18 protein-coding genes are annotated in these 16306 nt (G+C 39.6%); 12 read left to right on the top strand and 6 right to left on the bottom strand.

Going from position 1 to position 16306, the window contains the following annotated elements; translation table 11 throughout:
* The first annotated feature begins 21 nt into the window (after positions 1 to 21).
* Positions 22 to 657 (top strand): HAD family hydrolase, encoded by a 636-nt coding sequence (locus BMY21_RS14755; RefSeq protein ID WP_074645517.1) that lies wholly within the window; start codon positions 22 to 24, stop codon positions 655 to 657.
* A gap of 2 nt (positions 658 to 659) precedes the next feature.
* Here the strand turns inward: BMY21_RS14755 and BMY21_RS14750 are convergent, their stop codons facing one another.
* The 3 genes from BMY21_RS14750 to BMY21_RS14740 all read right to left on the bottom strand — a co-directional run bounded on the left by BMY21_RS14750 (position 660) and on the right by BMY21_RS14740 (position 4652).
* Positions 660 to 1955: an endo-1,4-beta-xylanase gene (locus BMY21_RS14750; protein WP_074645515.1), complete on the bottom strand. Its 1296-nt coding sequence runs from the start codon at positions 1953 to 1955 to the stop codon at positions 660 to 662.
* 5 nt (positions 1956 to 1960) lie between these two features.
* Complete coding sequence (locus tag BMY21_RS14745) at positions 1961 to 2560, bottom strand: IMPACT family protein (RefSeq protein ID WP_074645513.1); 600 nt, start codon at positions 2558 to 2560, stop codon at positions 1961 to 1963.
* 172 nt (positions 2561 to 2732) lie between these two features.
* A complete protein-coding gene (locus BMY21_RS14740) occupies positions 2733 to 4652 on the bottom strand; it encodes a DNA topoisomerase IV subunit A (protein ID WP_074645511.1) in 1920 nt (639 codons plus the stop codon).
* A 146-nt stretch (positions 4653 to 4798) separates the two neighbouring features.
* On the opposite strand from BMY21_RS14740, the gene BMY21_RS14735 reads away from it, so the two are divergent.
* From BMY21_RS14735 to BMY21_RS14720, 4 genes are read left to right on the top strand one after another with little or no spacing between them, the layout of a single operon-like run.
* A complete protein-coding gene (locus BMY21_RS14735) occupies positions 4799 to 5167 on the top strand; it encodes a GntR family transcriptional regulator (protein ID WP_074645510.1) in 369 nt (122 codons plus the stop codon).
* A 19-nt stretch (positions 5168 to 5186) separates the two neighbouring features.
* Positions 5187 to 6089 (top strand): ATP-binding cassette domain-containing protein, encoded by a 903-nt coding sequence (locus tag BMY21_RS14730; RefSeq protein ID WP_177177771.1) that lies wholly within the window; start codon positions 5187 to 5189, stop codon positions 6087 to 6089.
* Between the two features lie 53 nt (positions 6090 to 6142).
* Positions 6143 to 6793: a hypothetical protein gene (locus BMY21_RS14725; protein WP_074645508.1), complete on the top strand. Its 651-nt coding sequence runs from the start codon at positions 6143 to 6145 to the stop codon at positions 6791 to 6793.
* The gene (locus tag BMY21_RS14720; protein WP_074645507.1) at positions 6790 to 7455 is read left to right on the top strand and encodes a hypothetical protein; all 666 of its coding nucleotides are present in this window, start codon (positions 6790 to 6792) and stop codon (positions 7453 to 7455) included. Before BMY21_RS14725 ends, BMY21_RS14720 begins: the two co-directional genes overlap by 4 nt.
* A 21-nt stretch (positions 7456 to 7476) precedes the next feature.
* Here BMY21_RS14720 and BMY21_RS14715 read toward each other — a convergent pair whose 3' ends face one another.
* Positions 7477 to 8514, bottom strand: a complete 1038-nt coding sequence (locus BMY21_RS14715; RefSeq protein WP_074645505.1) for an aldo/keto reductase — start codon at positions 8512 to 8514, stop codon at positions 7477 to 7479.
* A 57-nt stretch (positions 8515 to 8571) separates the two neighbouring features.
* On the opposite strand from BMY21_RS14715, the gene BMY21_RS14710 reads away from it, so the two are divergent.
* Positions 8572 to 9033, top strand: a complete 462-nt coding sequence (locus BMY21_RS14710; protein ID WP_074645503.1) for a GNAT family N-acetyltransferase — start codon at positions 8572 to 8574, stop codon at positions 9031 to 9033.
* The gene (locus BMY21_RS15995; RefSeq protein WP_218141066.1) at positions 9033 to 10157 is read left to right on the top strand and encodes an HD domain-containing protein; all 1125 of its coding nucleotides are present in this window, start codon (positions 9033 to 9035) and stop codon (positions 10155 to 10157) included. Before BMY21_RS14710 ends, BMY21_RS15995 begins: the two co-directional genes overlap by 1 nt.
* Here BMY21_RS15995 and BMY21_RS14695 read toward each other — a convergent pair.
* A complete protein-coding gene (locus tag BMY21_RS14695; RefSeq protein ID WP_074645501.1) occupies positions 10141 to 11406 on the bottom strand; it encodes a FliM/FliN family flagellar motor switch protein in 1266 nt (421 codons plus the stop codon). The genes BMY21_RS15995 and BMY21_RS14695 overlap by 17 nt on opposite strands.
* A 251-nt stretch (positions 11407 to 11657) precedes the next feature.
* Between BMY21_RS14695 and BMY21_RS14690 the strand changes: the two genes are divergently transcribed.
* From BMY21_RS14690 to BMY21_RS14670, 5 genes are read left to right on the top strand one after another with little or no spacing between them, the layout of a single operon-like run.
* Positions 11658 to 11930, top strand: a complete 273-nt coding sequence (locus BMY21_RS14690; RefSeq protein ID WP_074645500.1) for a DUF2087 domain-containing protein — start codon at positions 11658 to 11660, stop codon at positions 11928 to 11930.
* A 13-nt stretch (positions 11931 to 11943) separates the two neighbouring features.
* A complete protein-coding gene (locus tag BMY21_RS14685; protein ID WP_074645498.1) occupies positions 11944 to 12945 on the top strand; it encodes a glycerophosphodiester phosphodiesterase family protein in 1002 nt (333 codons plus the stop codon).
* A gap of 26 nt (positions 12946 to 12971) precedes the next feature.
* Entirely contained in the window at positions 12972 to 13526 is a 555-nt protein-coding gene (locus BMY21_RS14680) for a histidine phosphatase family protein (RefSeq protein ID WP_074645496.1), read from the top strand.
* Position 13527: 1 nt separating this feature from the next.
* On the top strand, positions 13528 to 14142 hold the full coding sequence (locus tag BMY21_RS14675; protein WP_083379893.1) for an HD domain-containing protein: 615 nt from the start codon (positions 13528 to 13530) through the stop codon (positions 14140 to 14142).
* Positions 14143 to 14153: 11 nt separating this feature from the next.
* A complete protein-coding gene (locus tag BMY21_RS14670; protein WP_074645495.1) occupies positions 14154 to 14684 on the top strand; it encodes an NUDIX hydrolase in 531 nt (176 codons plus the stop codon).
* On the opposite strand, the gene BMY21_RS14665 is transcribed toward BMY21_RS14670, so the two are convergent.
* Positions 14685 to 16223 carry an ATP-dependent nuclease gene (locus BMY21_RS14665; RefSeq protein ID WP_074645493.1) on the bottom strand — a complete coding sequence of 513 codons (1539 nt, stop codon included), beginning with the start codon at positions 16221 to 16223 and terminating at the stop codon, positions 14685 to 14687. It lies immediately after the preceding gene.
* Positions 16224 to 16306 lie beyond the last annotated feature (83 nt).

Below are 16306 nucleotides of genomic sequence, written 5' to 3'. Positions count from 1 at the left end.
TTGTGGTAAACTTCCTTCATTATGAAAGGCATTATTTTTGATATGGATGGAGTAATTTTAGACTCCGAAACAATTTCTGACAGAACCTGGATGGAAGCTGCAAAAGAGAAAAATCTTGAAGTTAATATAGAGCTTATAAATGCCTGCCGTGGTTCAAATAAAAATGATACAATTGAAATCTTCAAAAAACATTTTGGAAATAACTTTGATGGAGAAGGCTTTCTTACTCGTACCTCAGAACTCTTTCATCAGATAGAAGAAAATGAAGGAATCCCTTTAATGCATTATGCGAAAGAGATTCTTGAATATCTGAAGCCTCGATATACTCTTGCGCTTGCTTCTTCTACACGTGGGGAAACTGTTGAACGTCAGTTACGTACAGCAGGTGTAATTGATTTTTTTAAAACAAGGACAACAGGAGACATGGTTGTACACAGTAAACCTAATCCGGAAATTTATCTGATGGCTTGTAAATCTGTTGGACTTAAACCGGAAGAATGTTATGCAGTTGAAGACAGTTTGAACGGAATAAAGAGCGCTTATGCAGCCGGCTTAAAAACGATTATGGTTGTAGATAAAATTCAGCCGACCGAGGAAATCAGAAAAATGTGCATTGCAGTTTTTGATTCCCTCGAAGGACTGAAGTCAATTTTATAATTCTATTCCAGAGCTTTAAGAATTCTAAAGAACTCAGGCTTTTTCTTTAAGTTGTAATGGAAGATACCGCAGTAAGGTCCATTCATCTTATAGCTGTAATCTGTTTTTGGGAGAGATGGATTATCTGTGAGTCCCCAGATTGAAACACTTGTAAGATATGTGTTTTCGTTGTTAGCGGCGCCAAGCATCTTAAAGAAGTTCTCATAGAAGTTTTCATGGCGTGCTGCAGTTGCTGGATCTTTTTCGTAATTGCGCAATGCAAGTTCTGTTACATGAACTTCAACACCAAGATTTCCATAGAAGTTGATTGCATTCTTGAAAAGATTAATATCATTTGAATTCATACAGCCTGCCTGCTGTCCATAACCGCCAACATAACCCTGCATGCCAAGACCATCACAAAGTTTTTCTTTTTTATTGATGCTGGTAATGAGTTTTCCGATTGCTTCACGTTTAGGTGAAAGGAATGTATTATAATCATTATAGAAGAGTTTGATATCTGGATTTACTTTGTTAGCAGCTTTTCGTGCATACTTAAATGCGAGCTCAACATAATCTGGTCCTATTACATCATAGAAATAATTTGGAGTTCCACCTCTTAAAGTGCGGACTCTTCGCTCATCATCTGCCTTGCATTCGTTTAAGCCGTCTGCAACTGCTTCATTTACAACATCCCAGCAGTAAACAACACCAGGGAAGTTTATTTCAAAATGCGAAACAACTTCATCGATATAATATTCAAGACGTTTTTTCATTGTGTCTGAATCAACAAAAGCACCATCTTTTGAATAGCCTTCCTTAAAGAACCAGACTGGCATATATGCATCCCATACAAGAACATGTCCGCGGATTCCTATTCCGTTTTCCTGTGCAAACTGGGCAATTTTATCTGCCTGTGAATAGTTCATGACAGGCATTCCGTTTTCTGATTTCATGCTCAGCTGCTGATTCAAAAGTGAATAAGCCTTAAACTCGTTCGAAGCAGTTATACTGTTGAAGTCAGCTTTAATCATATCTGTATATGCAGATTTTTGAACAGTCTGATAAGAAATTACAGCGCCCATCTTAAAGCCGTGTCTGGCAGCTGCTTCGTATAAAGGTTCTTTCTGTTCCGGCATTTCTGCTTCTGCGGCTTTTTCTTCTGCCTGTGATTTTTCAGCAGACTTCATAAATGCAGCAGCCATTCCGGTTGTTTCCTGTTGTGTATTCTGTGCAACAGCCTTTTCAGATTTTCCCTTGCAGGATATGAGTGTAATTGCGACAAAGAATGTCAGTGTTATAAGTGTGATTCTTTTCATGTAAATTATTTTACAATAATCTTTCCGTTGGAAATATCAAGTAATTTACTGATGAAAAGCTCGTGTTCATCCTCGCGGATTTCACCTGTGAGTGTAATTTCGGTTCCAAAGTCTTCTGTGAGATTATAGATATGGAATTGTTCAAGTGTGATTTTTATAAGTTTATAGAGTGCGTAGTCGGTAGAGAAGGTGAAAGCTTTTTTTGCTACGAGTTCTTCAAAAAGGCCGGCTTCATCTGCGGCGGCTAGAACTCCTTTTGCACCGTTGCCGTATGCTTTTACAAGGCCACCAGTTCCAAGTAGTGTGCCGCCAAACCAGCGGGTAATTGTGAGAACTGTGTTTGTGCAATTGCGGCCACGGAGAACATCGAGGGAAGGACGGCCGGCTGTACCGGATGGTTCTCCGTCATCGCTCATTCCCATAACTTCGGCACCAGGGCCGATAACAAAGGCGTGTACTACGTGAGTTGCATCGGCATATTTTGCTTTCTGAGATTTTACGAGTTCGCGGGCTTCTGCCTGTGTGGTACAGGGAAAGAGCTCGGAGAGGAAGCGCGAGCCTTTTATTGTTTCTTCGTAGTTGATGTATTCTTTTAGAACTTCCATATTTTTTTAGGTGCTAGGTTTTAGGTGCTAGTTTTTTTTTTGTGCAGGGTTTTAGGGGCTGCATAAGCCCCTAGGAGAAGGGGTAGCGGAAAACGCCGCAGGCGGTTGGAGCGAGGGGGAGACTTCCCCCTAATCCCCTAGAACCTAAAACCTGACACCTATAACCTTTCTCCTACTCCACAACAATATCCTGAACTTCCTTATTGGCAACGCGGATACCTTTTGCTTTGAGAGACTTTTCCTCAAACTTATCAGCCTTGAACTTTTCGGTGAGCACCTTGAGTCGAGGCTTTTTTACGTAATTGAGCTGGAAGGTAAAGCTCTTGCGGGTATCAACGTGGAGAACTTCGCAGCCTTCAGGAGCAAAGAAGTAGTCGCGGTTCATGATAAAGGCCTGAATCTTACAGCGCTTGATGTGAACGAACTGAGTTGCAGGATCGCGGTAAAGAATTGTAAAGAGAACCTTTGAGAGGCTTTCTTTATCGGCAAATCCACAGTAACGCATTTCCGGTCCGACAAAAAGTTTTTTCGGTGTTTCTGAAACAGAGTAAATTCCGCTCTTTCGAACGTAAAGAATCTTGTCGTATGGAGTAACTTTGAAAAGTTCTGTACCGCCGGAAACTTCTGTTCCGAGATTTCCGTTTTTTTCATCGTATTTGAGGGAAAGATCGCGCTTTGTTACGGCCTTAACGTCTACGGCATTGATGTTTGTAATAGTTGTATGGCGCTTAAGGTTTTCTTCCCCAAGACTTTCAAGCTTCTTTTCGATTCCGTCGAGCCAGCTGATTGCATAGTCTACGAGGTGTTTGAGCAGGCGGTTGATTTCCTTAATGCGTGCATTGATTGCTTCAACTTCGGCCTTGTTCTTGCTCATATCATAAAGCGAGATGCGGCGGATCGGGATTTTCAAAAGGTGGTCAACATCTTCATCTGTTATCGGACGAATCAGCTCTTTTGCAAATGGCTTGAAGCCGTCTTTTACAGCTTTGATTACGCCTTCTTCTGTTTTCTGCTGCTCAATCTTTTTATAGATACGCTCTTCAACAAAGATTCTTTCAAGTGTACGCAGATGGAGTTTTTCCATGAGGTCTTCTTTCTCGAGTTCAAGTTCCCGTTTAAGAATTCCCACAAGCTGTTTTGCGTGATGTTCGATTACCTGAGTACAGGTCATCTGCACAGGCATGTTGTCTTTGATTACGAGGAGGTTACAGTAGATTGTCTGTTCACAGTCTGTGAAAGCATAAAGTGAATCTACGACATCTTTAGTGTAAACTCCGCGCTGAAGACGGATTTCGATATTTACTTTATCTGAAGTATAGTCCTGAATTGATGTAGCTTTGATTTTTCCATTCTTAACAGCTTTTTCAATTGAGTTACAAAGTCGTTCTGTTGTAGAACCATAAGGCAATTCAGTAATTACAATTTTTTTATCATCACTTGTATCCATTTTTGCACGGGTGATGATTTTTCCGAGTCCATCCTGATAGTCACTGACATCAATAAGACCTCCGGTAGGGAAGTCAGGGAAGAGCTGGAATTTTTCTCCGCGAAGGCATTTTCGTTCAGCATCAATTACTTCATGAATATTATGACTCAGAATATTGGTGCTCATACCTACGGCAATACCTTCGGCACCCATAATCAGAACGAGCGGAAGTTTTGCCTGGAACGAGGTCGGTTCAACATCGCGGCTATCGTAGGTTTCAACATATTGTGTAATACGTGGATTTGTATTTAAGATTTCTTTTGTAATTGGACGGAGGCGGCACTCAATGTATCGGGGAGCAGAAGCTCCATCACCGGTGTACATGTTACCAAAGTTTCCCTGCTTGTCGATAAAGATTTCCTTGTTGGCAAGATTAACAAGCGCAGTATAAATAGAAGCGTCTCCGTGCGGGTGATAAGCCATAACCTTACCGCACACGTTCGCAACCTTAGTGAAACGTCCGTCATCAGTTTTTATTAGTGTGTGAATGATTCGTCTTTGAACAGGTTTAAGTCCATCAGTGATTTCTGGAATAGCGCGGTCGCGGATAACGTAACTCGCATACTGAATGAAGTTCTGATCGAACAGATTTTTTACATAAGCCATTAGTTTTCCCCAAGGGACAAAAAGTTATCGAAAAAAAATTGTCCCAACCCACTTAAAATTATAAATGAAAAATTCGTGATTTTCAACTGTTTTTGCTTGACTTAACTGTTATACTGTTATATAAACAGTTATATACAGGAGGTTGTGTGAAGATATTACAGAATTCAAGTGAACCGATTTATAAGCAGATTGCAAATCAATATCGGGATCAGATTCTTTCAGGAAAATTAAAGCCTGAATCATATTTACCTTCAATACGTGAGCTTGCTCAGGATTTGAAAATCAGCGTCATTACAACGATGAAGGCTTATGAGATTCTGGCAGAGGAAGGGCTTGTCACGGCTGTGCAGGGGAAAGGGTATTTTGTGAATCCACAGAATCTGGAACTTGTCCGTGAACAGCATTTAAGATTGATTGAAACTGAATTACAGAACGCAATTAATTCAGCAAAGGTTGCAGGTGTTACCGGTGAAGAACTTAAGCAGATGCTCGAGGCTCTTTTGCAGGCTAATTAAAAAACAGGAGGAGATGGAAATGAAAAGAAACGGAATGACAATACCGGCCGCAATAAAACTCAATGGTTATGAAAAACATTTTGATGGTTTTCATCTTGGTCCATTAGAGTTTGAGATTCCTGTGGGCTTTACAACAGCGCTCATTGGAGAAAACGGCGCCGGTAAAACAACTCTGCTTGATGCTCTAGGTGGAATTACAAGTGGCCGCGGAAAAATCACCTGGCTTGAGAAATATACAGACCTCGACCAGAACGATGGCGAGCCTCGTAATGAAATTGGCTGGTGTGCTGCCAACAGATTTTTTCCTATGACCTGGAGTCTTAAAAATATCAGAAAATCTCTTCCGCTTGCTTTTGACAATTTTGATATGGAGAAGTTTGATTCGCTTTTGCAGGAATTCGGCATTGAAGAAAAGGATTCAAAACATCCGAAAAAAATAAGTGCCTGGTCAGATGGAAATCGCGCGCGTCTTGCCATTGCTTCAATTCTTGCCCGCGATACAAAACTTTTGATTTTAGATGAGCCTGATTCTGCGCTGGATCCTGTAATCCGCGATGTGCTCAATTCAAAATTCCGTCAGTATATAAATCAAGGAAATGGAGAAACAAGCATTATCTTTTCAACTCACAATATTGCCGACATGGAAAGCATTGTTGATTATGTTGTTTTCCTTGCCCGGGGGCGTGTGATTGCAACTGGCTTTGTGGAAGATTTACGAGAACAGTACCGCTATGTGCATGGACCAAAAGATGCTCTGGGGGCATCGAAGGGAACAGAAGCTTTTGATTTTTATTATTTTGATGATAATAAAGTGGAAGGGCTTTGTTCTATAGAAAATGCTGACAAGTTTGATGAAGGCCTTGCAGTTGAAGTTCCAACGTTACAGCAGCTTTCGGTTCTGATTTTGCGAAGCGGGGAATAGCTGGCTGCTGGTCGAGGCCTGGTGTCGGGGTGCATTAAAACAAGGAGACGAAAATGAATATCAAAAATAATCTGAATAATTATTATGTTTATACCGGAAAGAAATTACGCGAAGATATTTTTATTCTTTTGCTTTTAGATTTGTTTTTTATTCTGTTTATCAGATTCGGTGTTGGCGGAATTGGATTTTCGGAAAAACGTAATTCTATTATTTATACAATGCTTGGTGTATCGCAGATTTTGCCGTTCATTCAGCATATAAATGAGTTTTTTAATCTCGGGAAAACAGCGTGCTATCTCAAAACTTTCAGTAAGAGTTTCGAAACTTATAAATCCTGGTATTTAATTAATTTTATAGAAAAAATTATTGAGTACGTGGTAGTCGTTTTGATTGTATATGGTATCGGGCTTCAGATGGGAACTCTTCCTTCAAATGCTTTGTTCCTTTTCCTGGCTGATATTTTTGGAGGACTTGTAGTCTTTGGAATTACTCCGTTTTTCTTCAGAAATAAATCTCAGAAAACCATCTCTTTGAAAATGTGGCTTGGGTTATTGTTTGCGCTGGTTATGATGGTTTTGAATAACCTGTTTTCTCAATATATCTTTCTAATCTGGCTTGTGACTTTTATTCCTTTGATGTTTTTTTCAAACTGTCGCTGGCTTGGAATTATGAAAGTGGCATATTCTGATGGAGGCGAAAAATGAATTATCTTCCAATTAATATTTTCATGGCAACACTTTCTTTACTGTCTGGTTTCCTGTATTCGGTTATTCCGATAAAAAGACTTGCACGAGGTGAACTTGCTTTTCATTATGTAATTCTTTCATGTCTGTGGGCATCTTTATGTTTTATCTTTATTCTCAGATTATTCTTTAATAGAGGTTCAACAAGATTTATAAAGACAACAAAGAGTACAAAAAAGATTTATACAAAATATCTTTCCGCTTTAATTGAAATTATAAATACAACACTTTTTGTTTTTGTACTTGGTCTTGTTTTCTGGAGTTTTAAACGAGGTTTTGATTCTTCGGTTTGTTATGTCATCATAATTGTATATGGCCTTTTTCATCTTCTGGTTTCTGTCATTACTCCAAAAATGATTAGGCCTATAAGTAAAGAAGATCCGTTGTACTTTTCAGTTGCTGCAAGCAGAAGATTTGACGAGACGGGGGTAAAGGTAATATGTTATCTGATTTTGCTTTTGCCGTCTTTTGTTGGAAGTTTTGTTTTCATGTCGTTGACAAATATGCTTCCACATCTTAGTTCTTTGGGACTTATTATTGCCGTTATTGCTGGACTGATTCTTGTTGTGATTTCCTGTGTGTTGAATCGGTTGCTGCTTGAACGGGAGTATAAGAGGCGGTAAGAATGAGTGATGATTTTGAGTTTATACCTTAGTTTTTCCGCTGAGGATATCCTTGTAATCTACAAGGTTCTTTCGCAAAAGAGTCGGAATATTGAGTTCATAAGGACAGCGCTTGAGGCACGCACCGCAGTCAACGCATTTTTCAATCTTCATCATTTCTTCCTGCCAGTGTGGAGTGAGCCATGCTTCTGAAGGGGCACGGCGAATCATCTGACTCATGCGGGCACACTGATTGATTGTGATGCCGACTGAGCATGGCGAGCAGTAGCCGCAGCCACGGCAGAAGTCACCGAGCAGTTCATCGCGGTCTTTTTTGATTAGGGCTTCGAGGTCTGGAGTAAGGGCCGGTGGTTCACGGAAAAAATCCAGCCACTGTTCGAGTTCACTCATTCTCTGGATTCCCCAGATTGGAAGAACATCATATTGAAGCATGAATGCCATGCAGGCTTTTGCGTTAGTGAGGAGTCCACCGGAAAGACCTTTCATGGCAATAAAGCCTATGTTGTTCTTTTTACATTTTTCTACGAGAGCGATGTCTCGATCTGTTGCAAGATAAGAGAATGGGAACTGAAGTGTCTCATAAAGTCCGCTTTCTGCAATTTCTTCGGCAATACCGATTTTGTGGGCTGTAATCCCAATGTGGCGGATTTTGCCCTGAGCCTTTGCTTCCTGAAGAACTTCATAAAGACCTGTTCCGTCGCCTGGGCGGTAACATTGTTTTACGCAATGCAGCTGGTAAATATCAATATAATCTGTTTTTAGGTTATGGAGTGATGTCTCAAGGTCTGCCTTAAGTTTTTCCGGAGTTTCTGCAGCAGACTTTGTTGCGATGAAAATTTTTTCGCGGTCGTACTTTCCGTTGTCACGGCCGAAAGCTTGTCCCATTTTTTCTTCACTGTCAGAATAAGCGCGAGCTGTATCAAAAAAAGTCATGCCACCGTCATAAGCTCTGTGCAAAATCTCAACGGCAGTTTCCATATTAACGCGCTGTACAGGAAGCGCTCCAAATGCATTCTGAGGAGTTGTAATACCTGTTGTTCCAAGAGTGATTGTTTTCATGGGTGGCATTATAGCATAGGCGGGGAAAGTTTTATATATTATATAAAGAGGATTTGAATGATTATTAAACAGCTTAGTGATATCGATGAAAAAAAGAAAATCATAAGATTTGTTCTGGAAGCTTTACCAGACTGGTTTGCAGTAAAAGAATCACGTGAACAATATATAAATGAAAGCCCGGAGAGACCGACCTTTGCGGCTTTCGATGGCGATAAGCCTGCCGGATTTTTGTGTCTGAAAGAAACCGGCAAAGAAAGCGTTGAGCTTGCAGTTATGGGAGTACTCAAGGAATATCACAGAAAAGGAATTGGTCGCAAGCTTTTTGATATGGCAAAGACCTTCGCAGTTGAAAAAGGTTATGAGTTTATGCAGGTAAAAACTGTAAAGATGGGAATGTATGATGATTATGACGCAACAAACCGTTTTTACCAGGCGCTCGGCTTTAAGGAGTTTGAAGTTTTCCCGATGCTTTGGGATGAAGCAAATCCGTGCCAGATTTATGTAATGGGATTAAAATAATGAAGCATCTTTTTACTATTGATTTAAAAAATTATGGTGCAGACTGGAAACGTTCAAGACGTGATTCTGCTCGTGCGATTATTCATGTTGGTGATGATAAACTTGCCATTGTTTATGCAACTAAGCTTGGTTATTACAAATTTCCAGGTGGTGGTATTCATGAAGGAGAAGACAAGATTGCAGCATTGGCTCGTGAAGTACAGGAAGAAGTAGGGCTTGTTCTTGTGCCGGAAAGTGTGCGAGAGTTTGGAGTGGCTTCCCGTTATCAGAAATCCGGGCTGGCTGAAAATACGGTGTTTATTCAAGATAATTTTTATTATGAGTGTGATGTAGAACACGACGAGAACGGAAATCTCAAAATCATCAGCCAGAACCTGGACGCCTACGAAGACGAAGCTGGTTTTGAACTTCGCATAGTCTCTATAAAAGAAGCGGCACTTGCAAACCGCCAGTATCGCGACACAAACGATTTTAATATTGCAATGATTGCACGGGATGCACGGGTACTCGAAATGATGGCAGGTGTGAAGTCGGAGCCTTCACGCTGTATGGCAGAGCTTTTGCTCGAAGAAGGGGTAAAGAAAAATCCTGGTCCGTGGCGCGAACACAGTTATGCGGTTGCTCGGGCGGCGGAAAAAATTGCGCGGGCAGTAAATCAGAATTGCAGTGAAGATAAAATGAATCCAGACCTTGCATATGTTTACGGCCTTCTTCATGATATCGGCCGCCAGGAAGGACACACTTATATCGCCCACGTTTACGATGGTTATCATTTTCTGCTGTCATTCGGTTATGAAAAAGCCGCTCAAATCTGCCTGACTCATTCTTTTAATCTCCAGATTACAGATGATTATATTGGAAAAGTCGATATTTCTGATGTGCAGATGGAAGAAATCAAAAGTCTTCTTGCAGCCGCCGTATACGACGATTATGATCGTCTGATTCAGATTCTGGATGCTACCTGCGGTGCAGACGGCACTCTTAATCTTGAAGACCGCATGAACGACGTAAAAGCGCGGTACGGCTATTATCCTCAGGGTAAGTGGGATAAAAACTTTGAACTTAAAGCCTACTTCGAAAAGCTAGCCGGCCGCGAGTATTACGAAATCATTTCACCTCAATAACCCGTATCGCAAAATTGTCATCGGCAATACAAATTTCCCCGGTGGCAATTACTTTTCCGGCGCGGATAATCAGTGAGGGATCACCGGCACGCTGCTTCAAGGTGATGTATGAGCCCTGGTGCAGTGCTGCGATTTCTTCCTTCTTCAATGACGCGCTTCCGAGCTGAATCGAGATATAATCTTTTTCGGTATATTCGATTTCTGAAAGCTGTGTTGTTTCTGCAATCTCAATTCCAAAGAGTTCATCAATGCTCACGGTCTTACCGGTATGAATTACACGGTTTTCGTACACAACATCAAGGGCTTCTGTTTCTTTTTTTTCGAGAATCAAAATTTTTCCAGGTTCTAGTTCAACGTTCTCAGGATTGAAACGTCCGAGCTCTATAAAAACATTGTCCGGAGAGTCTTTCTTTTTGATGTTTTTGAGATTTTGAAATTTAATTTTGCCCGGAATAAAATTATTAAACCAGCCGTTCTGTAACAGGTCGTCTATAACTGTGTCGCTGAGCTGAATGTTTATCCAGCCCTCTGTACCGTCCACTTTTCCAGTGAGTCCAAGAAGAAGCATCATTCGGTTTTCTTCCTGACGGATCAGATTTGTATTTGCAGAAGCTGTAACCTTGTCTGTTATCAGCCCAGTCTTTTCTTTAAGCACTTTGCAAATCTTACTAAGAAAATAATTCTTAAAAACATCAAGGTCAAAATCTGTAATTACCTCATGCTTTGAAAAATCCTGTTTCATAAGAACTTTTGCTATCTGCGGGTCAACTTCAATTGTAAAGCCTCTGTTCGCGAAATCAAAATCATAGAAAAAGCAGTTCTTTGGAATGGAGCGCAAAAACTCAATGTTCACCATTTGATCTACCATTCCAACGCTGAACTCGCAGCGGCCATTCAAAAGCGCTGTAAATTCCTGATTGATTGCTTTACAGATATCATCTCCAAGGATTGCGAGTGTACGGTGCATTGCTCGTGAATATCTGTCTGGCTGACGGAAGTTGTAAACCTTTATCGTCTTTCCGCTTACATCCTGACTCAATGGAATCTCGCCATTCATAAGGCTTTCTACTTCGAGACCAAAGATTTCAGCAAGTATCGGCAGAACAGTAACATCAGGGCAGCCTTCGCCGCGTTCCCATTTTGAAACTGCTTTATCTGTAACATTGCATTTTTCTGCAAGTTCCTTCTGAGTGAGACCTTTTCTTGTTCTCATCTCATAAATCAATAATCCAGTTTTCTGTGCGTTCATATTTTCTCCTGAGTAAGCCCGCTGGCGGGCGGTGATAAATAGCAAAGCGTTAAAAAAATTGCGCAAGCAATTTTTAGCTTTACCATTTTTTTTGTGTTTCTGCCGGCATCTGACATTGTAATATTAGCACAGTATTTTGGGCTTGTAACCCGACGTGTGGTTTATCTGAGTAGAATTTTGAGTAGAGTTTTGTGAAATAATTTTGAAATAACACTATTCCGTAGAGTTTTTTTTGTGATATAATGACATTTATGGAAAATGTTGAAAATTTAAAAACAATTGTCAATTCTGATGGCATTATAATCCGATGGCCAAAAAAGAAAGAAGAAAAACGGGCAGTTCTTGAATATCTTATTACTAAATTTGAAAAAGGCTGTAAGTATTCTGAACTTGAAGTCAATCTGATTATCAAAAAGTGGCATTCCTTCGGTGATCATTCGCTTTTACGTCGTGAGCTTTATGATGCTTTTTTAATGGATCGTTCTCCAGATTGTTCTGAATACTGGGTGCACGAAACTGAATAACTGGAGGAGAGTTATGAAAAAAATTAAAATTATAGGTTGCTGTCTGTCAGCTGTTTTTGCGTTCTTTGTGATTATCAATATAATTCCTGCAAAGAAATTTAATTCAGAAAATGTTTTTATAAATCATAATCCTGGAAAACCGATGCTTGCAGCTCATCGTGGCGGAGCTATTACGAGACCGGAAAATACATTGATGGCATACCGTAATGCTGTTGCTTCATATGATATTGATATTGTTGAATCTGATATCTGGATTACAAAAGACGGAAAAATAGTTTTTTCTCATGATGGAACAATCGACAGAATGAGTGATATCAGTCTGTTTGATAATACAAAGGATGAGCATGAGATTGGAGATTATACATTAGACGAATTAAAGGAATTCAATTTTGGATATGGATTTAAGGATAAAAAAGGAAATTATCCTTATAGGGAACTAGTTACAGTTGATCAGCCGGATAGAAGAGAAGTATTAAAAGAAAGTGGACTTCAGATTCTTGAAGTAGAATCCTTGTTCAAGGAATTTTATACGGCAAAACCAGATTTGTTGTTTATCGTAGAAATAAAAAATGGTGGTGAACAAGGTTTTAAGGCTGTACAGGCTTTAGATGATTTACTGACGAATAAATATCCAGAATTTAAAAAAAATGTAGTTATTGGTACCTTTCATGATGAAATATCAAAAGATTTGAGAGAAAATCATCCTGATCTCCTTCGGGGGGCTTCAACAGGAGATGCTTGTCGTTTTATTATTTCACATATTTTTGGGGTAAATATTTTTAGTAAAGCTGATTTTGCCTGTCTTCAGATTCCAACTTCTTACAAAGTAAAGGGAGTAAAAATTAGTCTTGATCGAAAAACTTTCATAAAACGTGCACATCGTAGGAATATTGCGGTTCAATACTGGACCATCAATACAGCAGAAGAAATGCGACAGCTTGCAGCTTTAGGTTGTGATTGTATCATGACTGATGATCCCGAATTATTTGTTGAAGTTGCAAAGGAATGGAAATAAAAAAAACTAATTGATATAATCAAAAAATGAAAAGTTACATTTACATCACACGTCACGGTGAATCTGTATGGAACGTTGAAGGAAAAGTTCAGGGAATTACAGATACGCCTCTTACAGAAAAAGGTATTGCTCAGGCTCATGAGCTTGCAAAAAAAATCAAAGAAAGCGGAATAAAGATTGATGAAGTAATTCACTCTCCATTAAGTCGGGCTGCTGATACTGCAAAAATTGTTGCTGAAGAAAACGGACTGCCACTCTCAGTTGAACCACGTCTTATTGAACAGAACTTCGGAGAATATGAAGGACACGAGTGGGAAAAGCATCCGGGAGTTTTTCACGAAGCAAAAAAGCAGTTTGCATGTGATTATAATGGTGGTGAGTCTATGCTCCGCCTTGGTCAGAGAATCTATAACCTTATTGATGAACTTAAAGAGCGCAGTGAAAAAGAAAATAAAACTTTCCTGCTGGTTACTCACGGCGGAATTGCCAGAATGTTTCATTCCTATTTTTTTTCAGAAACAAACGAAGAGTTCAGTTCTACAAATATAGATAACTGTGAAGTTAAGGAGTACGAGTTCTAAAGTGGCTATTGAAAATTTTCTGGAATCTAAAAATATCCGCCTTGACCAGCAGCTGCACTTTACAGCTGAAATCGACAAGATGACTTCGATTTTGCGCCGTACCATGCTGATTGATGGTTCACGCCGCGAAAATGATGCAGAGCATTCCTGGCACATTGCTGTTATGGCTTTGATTTTTGCTGAATATACGGTTGAACCGGTTGATATTGCAAGAGCAGTAAAAATGTGCGTCGTTCACGATCTTATAGAAATCTATGCAGGCGATACCTTTGCTTATGATGTCGCAGGAAATCAGTATAAAGCTGAACGAGAATCTGCTTCTGCAGACAAACTTTTTGCACAGCTTCCGAAAGAGCAGGGAACAGAAATCCGTTTACTTTGGGAAGAGTTTGATGCAATGCAGACACCGGATGCAAAATATGCTGCCTGTATGGACCGCCTTCAACCATTTCTTCATAACACATTAACAGAAGGTCATACCTGGGTTGAAAGTGGAACCTGTCGTTCCTCCGTAGAAAAGCGTATGGCTATCATTAAGGACTTTATGCCTGAAGTTTACAAATGGGTTGAAAAAAATATCGATAACGCAATAGAAAAAGGCTGGCTAAAAGCTTAGTGAGAGGAAAAATGACAGATTTAGAAAAGAAAATTGGTGAAATAAAAGTTGGTTACCCTGACTGCTGCTATCAGGTAGGTAAGAACTGGTTCCGGTACAGAGCTGCTGCAATTATTATTGAAGACGGATGTATGCTTGCGGTAACAAATCCAACATCGCCTCATTATTATTCTGTAGGCGGTGGAGTTAACATGAATGAAAAATCAGAAGACTGTGTTGTCCGCGAAGTTCTTGAAGAAACTGGTGCTGCTTATGAAGTTGACCGCCTTGCTGTAGTCTGTGAAAATCTTTTTCTTGGGAAAGAAGATAGCCTTGATGGGTTTAATTGCCACGTTCTGGAATTCTATTATCTTATGAAAAGCCGTGGTTCAAAAGATGTTCATTCAGAAAGCTATGGCTGGAATAATGCGAAGGAAGAACTTGTCTGGATTCCAATAGAAAAACTTCCTGAAACAAATATCAAACCAGAGTTTCTGAAAACCCGTATTCCTGAAATCTTAAAAAACTGCAGTGTACTTCACATCGTTAATGACGAACGTTAGTTAGTTTTTACTCGCAGCCTTTTCTAAGAGTTCAATCAATTCGCTGTAATTCTTGCGCACTGATTTTCTGTGTGCGTCCTGAATAAACTCCAGTTCATTTCGGAACAATCTGTCTTTTGCAGAAACAGGCATGTATTGAATGCTTGTTCTTGTATAATAGTGTTCGATACAGCCTTTCGGAAGAATGTAGATTCTTGCTGCTTCAGCTGCTGCAAGAATAAAGGCTGCAAGATTCTTTATAAGAGGAATTGTCTCTGCTACCTCTTGCGGTAAGCATTCTGCAATCTCATCTCCAACATTATTGATTCCCTGTAAAAGAACTGTTTTATAGGTATCTACACTTTCTGCATTTTCATGCTTTTCGCGGAGTTGAGCCAATTTTTCCATAAGCGGCTGCATTTTTGCAGGAATCTTATTTACTTCAAAATATTTATGCAGTTCCTGAGAAATCCTGATAAGATATCGTTCCAGTCTGAAAATCAGTTTGCTAAGTGTAATTTCCTGTTCAACTTCTTTTTTTGAAAAGATTGTGTTGTAAAAATCAGCCTGTCTTTCTTTTTGTTTTTCAAGCCAGCCGATAACCCTTTCATCTTCATTAGCAACATCACGAAGCTTGCCGGAAAAAAGAGAATCCAGGTCTGTTATAATACGGCCATTTGTTCCAAGCAGAGAACAGACTTTACAGAAAACTCCAAGCTCATCTTTTCCTCCCACATCAATAATTCCTGTTCCTGCCGCACTATATTCATTTTCAATGAAAGTAAGAAGATATGTGAACATCTGCTGATCTGTATAACCTTCCACGAAAATCTGGTTATCAGAAAAAAAGAACTGTTTGTGGTAAGTATTAAAGCGTGGAAGAAAACGTCGGAACAGGGAATCGTCGTCATCATTTAATTCTTCTATACTTGTGGGCGCTTTATTTACATGACATACAACTACACCTGTGAGTTCTTCAGGAGTTCTTAAATCAATATAAAAAGGGGAGTGAGAAATTAAAAAGAACATGCGGCGTGAACTGTGGGAAACTTCCTTCCTTATTTCATTCATAAAGAAAGTCTGGAACTGAGGGTGAAGGTGCAGTTCTGGTTCATCAATAAAAAGGCAGTCATCCCCGGTAGTATCATAAAGATTTACAAGCAGTGAAATGATTTCCCGAAGTCCGTGACATTCTGCATCTTCGAGCATATATTCAACATTCCAGGCTTTATTTTCTACAATCGGAATTAAAGTTCCATCAATATCTTCTATAAAGGTAATGGATTTTCCAAACATGCTTGAAAGTACTTTTTCAATCTTTGCACGGATTTTTTCGTTGTTCTTGAGAACCACAATCTGTTCGCTGTAATTTCTGTCAGATTTAAGAAATCTTACTGAATAACCAGCCTGCTCAAACTGCTGTGCAATATTCTGTGCAAGAAGTGTCTTTCCGCTCCCGTTTGGTCCGACAATCAGATTTATCTGCGACCAGTTTGTTTTTTTGAAAACGGTCTTTCCCCAGAGAAAAGGAATTTTTACACGTACAGTAACTTCATGCATGAGTTAATTATATCATAGCTTTTATCTGATTAAAAATTATTTCTTTACTGTATTACTGTTTTCCATTAGACTGAAATACAATT

The organism is Treponema bryantii (assembly GCF_900111035.1).
In the GTDB taxonomy this organism is placed as follows: Bacteria; Spirochaetota; Spirochaetia; order Treponematales; family Treponemataceae; genus Treponema_D; species Treponema_D bryantii_C.
Note: the sequence above shows the minus strand (reverse complement) of the source record. Positions and strands in the feature narration are given on the sequence as shown.

Bases quoted from the DNA above. Each gene is read 5' to 3' on its own strand.
- BMY21_RS14685 (WP_074645498.1), top strand. From the start codon at position 11,944: ATGAAAAAAATTAAAATTATAGGTTGCTGTCTGTCAGCTGTTTTTGCG.
- BMY21_RS14740 (WP_074645511.1), bottom strand. From the start codon at position 4,652: ATGGCTTATGTAAAAAATCTGTTCGATCAGAACTTCATTCAGTATGCG.
- BMY21_RS14725 (WP_074645508.1), top strand. From the start codon at position 6,143: ATGAATATCAAAAATAATCTGAATAATTATTATGTTTATACCGGAAAG.
- BMY21_RS14710 (WP_074645503.1), top strand. From the start codon at position 8,572: ATGATTATTAAACAGCTTAGTGATATCGATGAAAAAAAGAAAATCATA.
- BMY21_RS14695 (WP_074645501.1), bottom strand. From the start codon at position 11,406: ATGAACGCACAGAAAACTGGATTATTGATTTATGAGATGAGAACAAGA.
- BMY21_RS14755 (WP_074645517.1), top strand. From the start codon at position 22: ATGAAAGGCATTATTTTTGATATGGATGGAGTAATTTTAGACTCCGAA.
- BMY21_RS14715 (WP_074645505.1), bottom strand. From the start codon at position 8,514: ATGAAAACAATCACTCTTGGAACAACAGGTATTACAACTCCTCAGAAT.
- BMY21_RS14665 (WP_074645493.1), bottom strand. From the start codon at position 16,223: ATGCATGAAGTTACTGTACGTGTAAAAATTCCTTTTCTCTGGGGAAAG.
- BMY21_RS15995 (WP_218141066.1), top strand. From the start codon at position 9,033: ATGAAGCATCTTTTTACTATTGATTTAAAAAATTATGGTGCAGACTGG.
- BMY21_RS14730 (WP_177177771.1), top strand. From the start codon at position 5,187: ATGAAAAGAAACGGAATGACAATACCGGCCGCAATAAAACTCAATGGT.
- BMY21_RS14680 (WP_074645496.1), top strand. From the start codon at position 12,972: ATGAAAAGTTACATTTACATCACACGTCACGGTGAATCTGTATGGAAC.
- BMY21_RS14690 (WP_074645500.1), top strand. From the start codon at position 11,658: ATGGAAAATGTTGAAAATTTAAAAACAATTGTCAATTCTGATGGCATT.
- BMY21_RS14670 (WP_074645495.1), top strand. From the start codon at position 14,154: ATGACAGATTTAGAAAAGAAAATTGGTGAAATAAAAGTTGGTTACCCT.
- BMY21_RS14750 (WP_074645515.1), bottom strand. From the start codon at position 1,955: ATGAAAAGAATCACACTTATAACACTGACATTCTTTGTCGCAATTACA.
- BMY21_RS14720 (WP_074645507.1), top strand. From the start codon at position 6,790: ATGAATTATCTTCCAATTAATATTTTCATGGCAACACTTTCTTTACTG.
- BMY21_RS14745 (WP_074645513.1), bottom strand. From the start codon at position 2,560: ATGGAAGTTCTAAAAGAATACATCAACTACGAAGAAACAATAAAAGGC.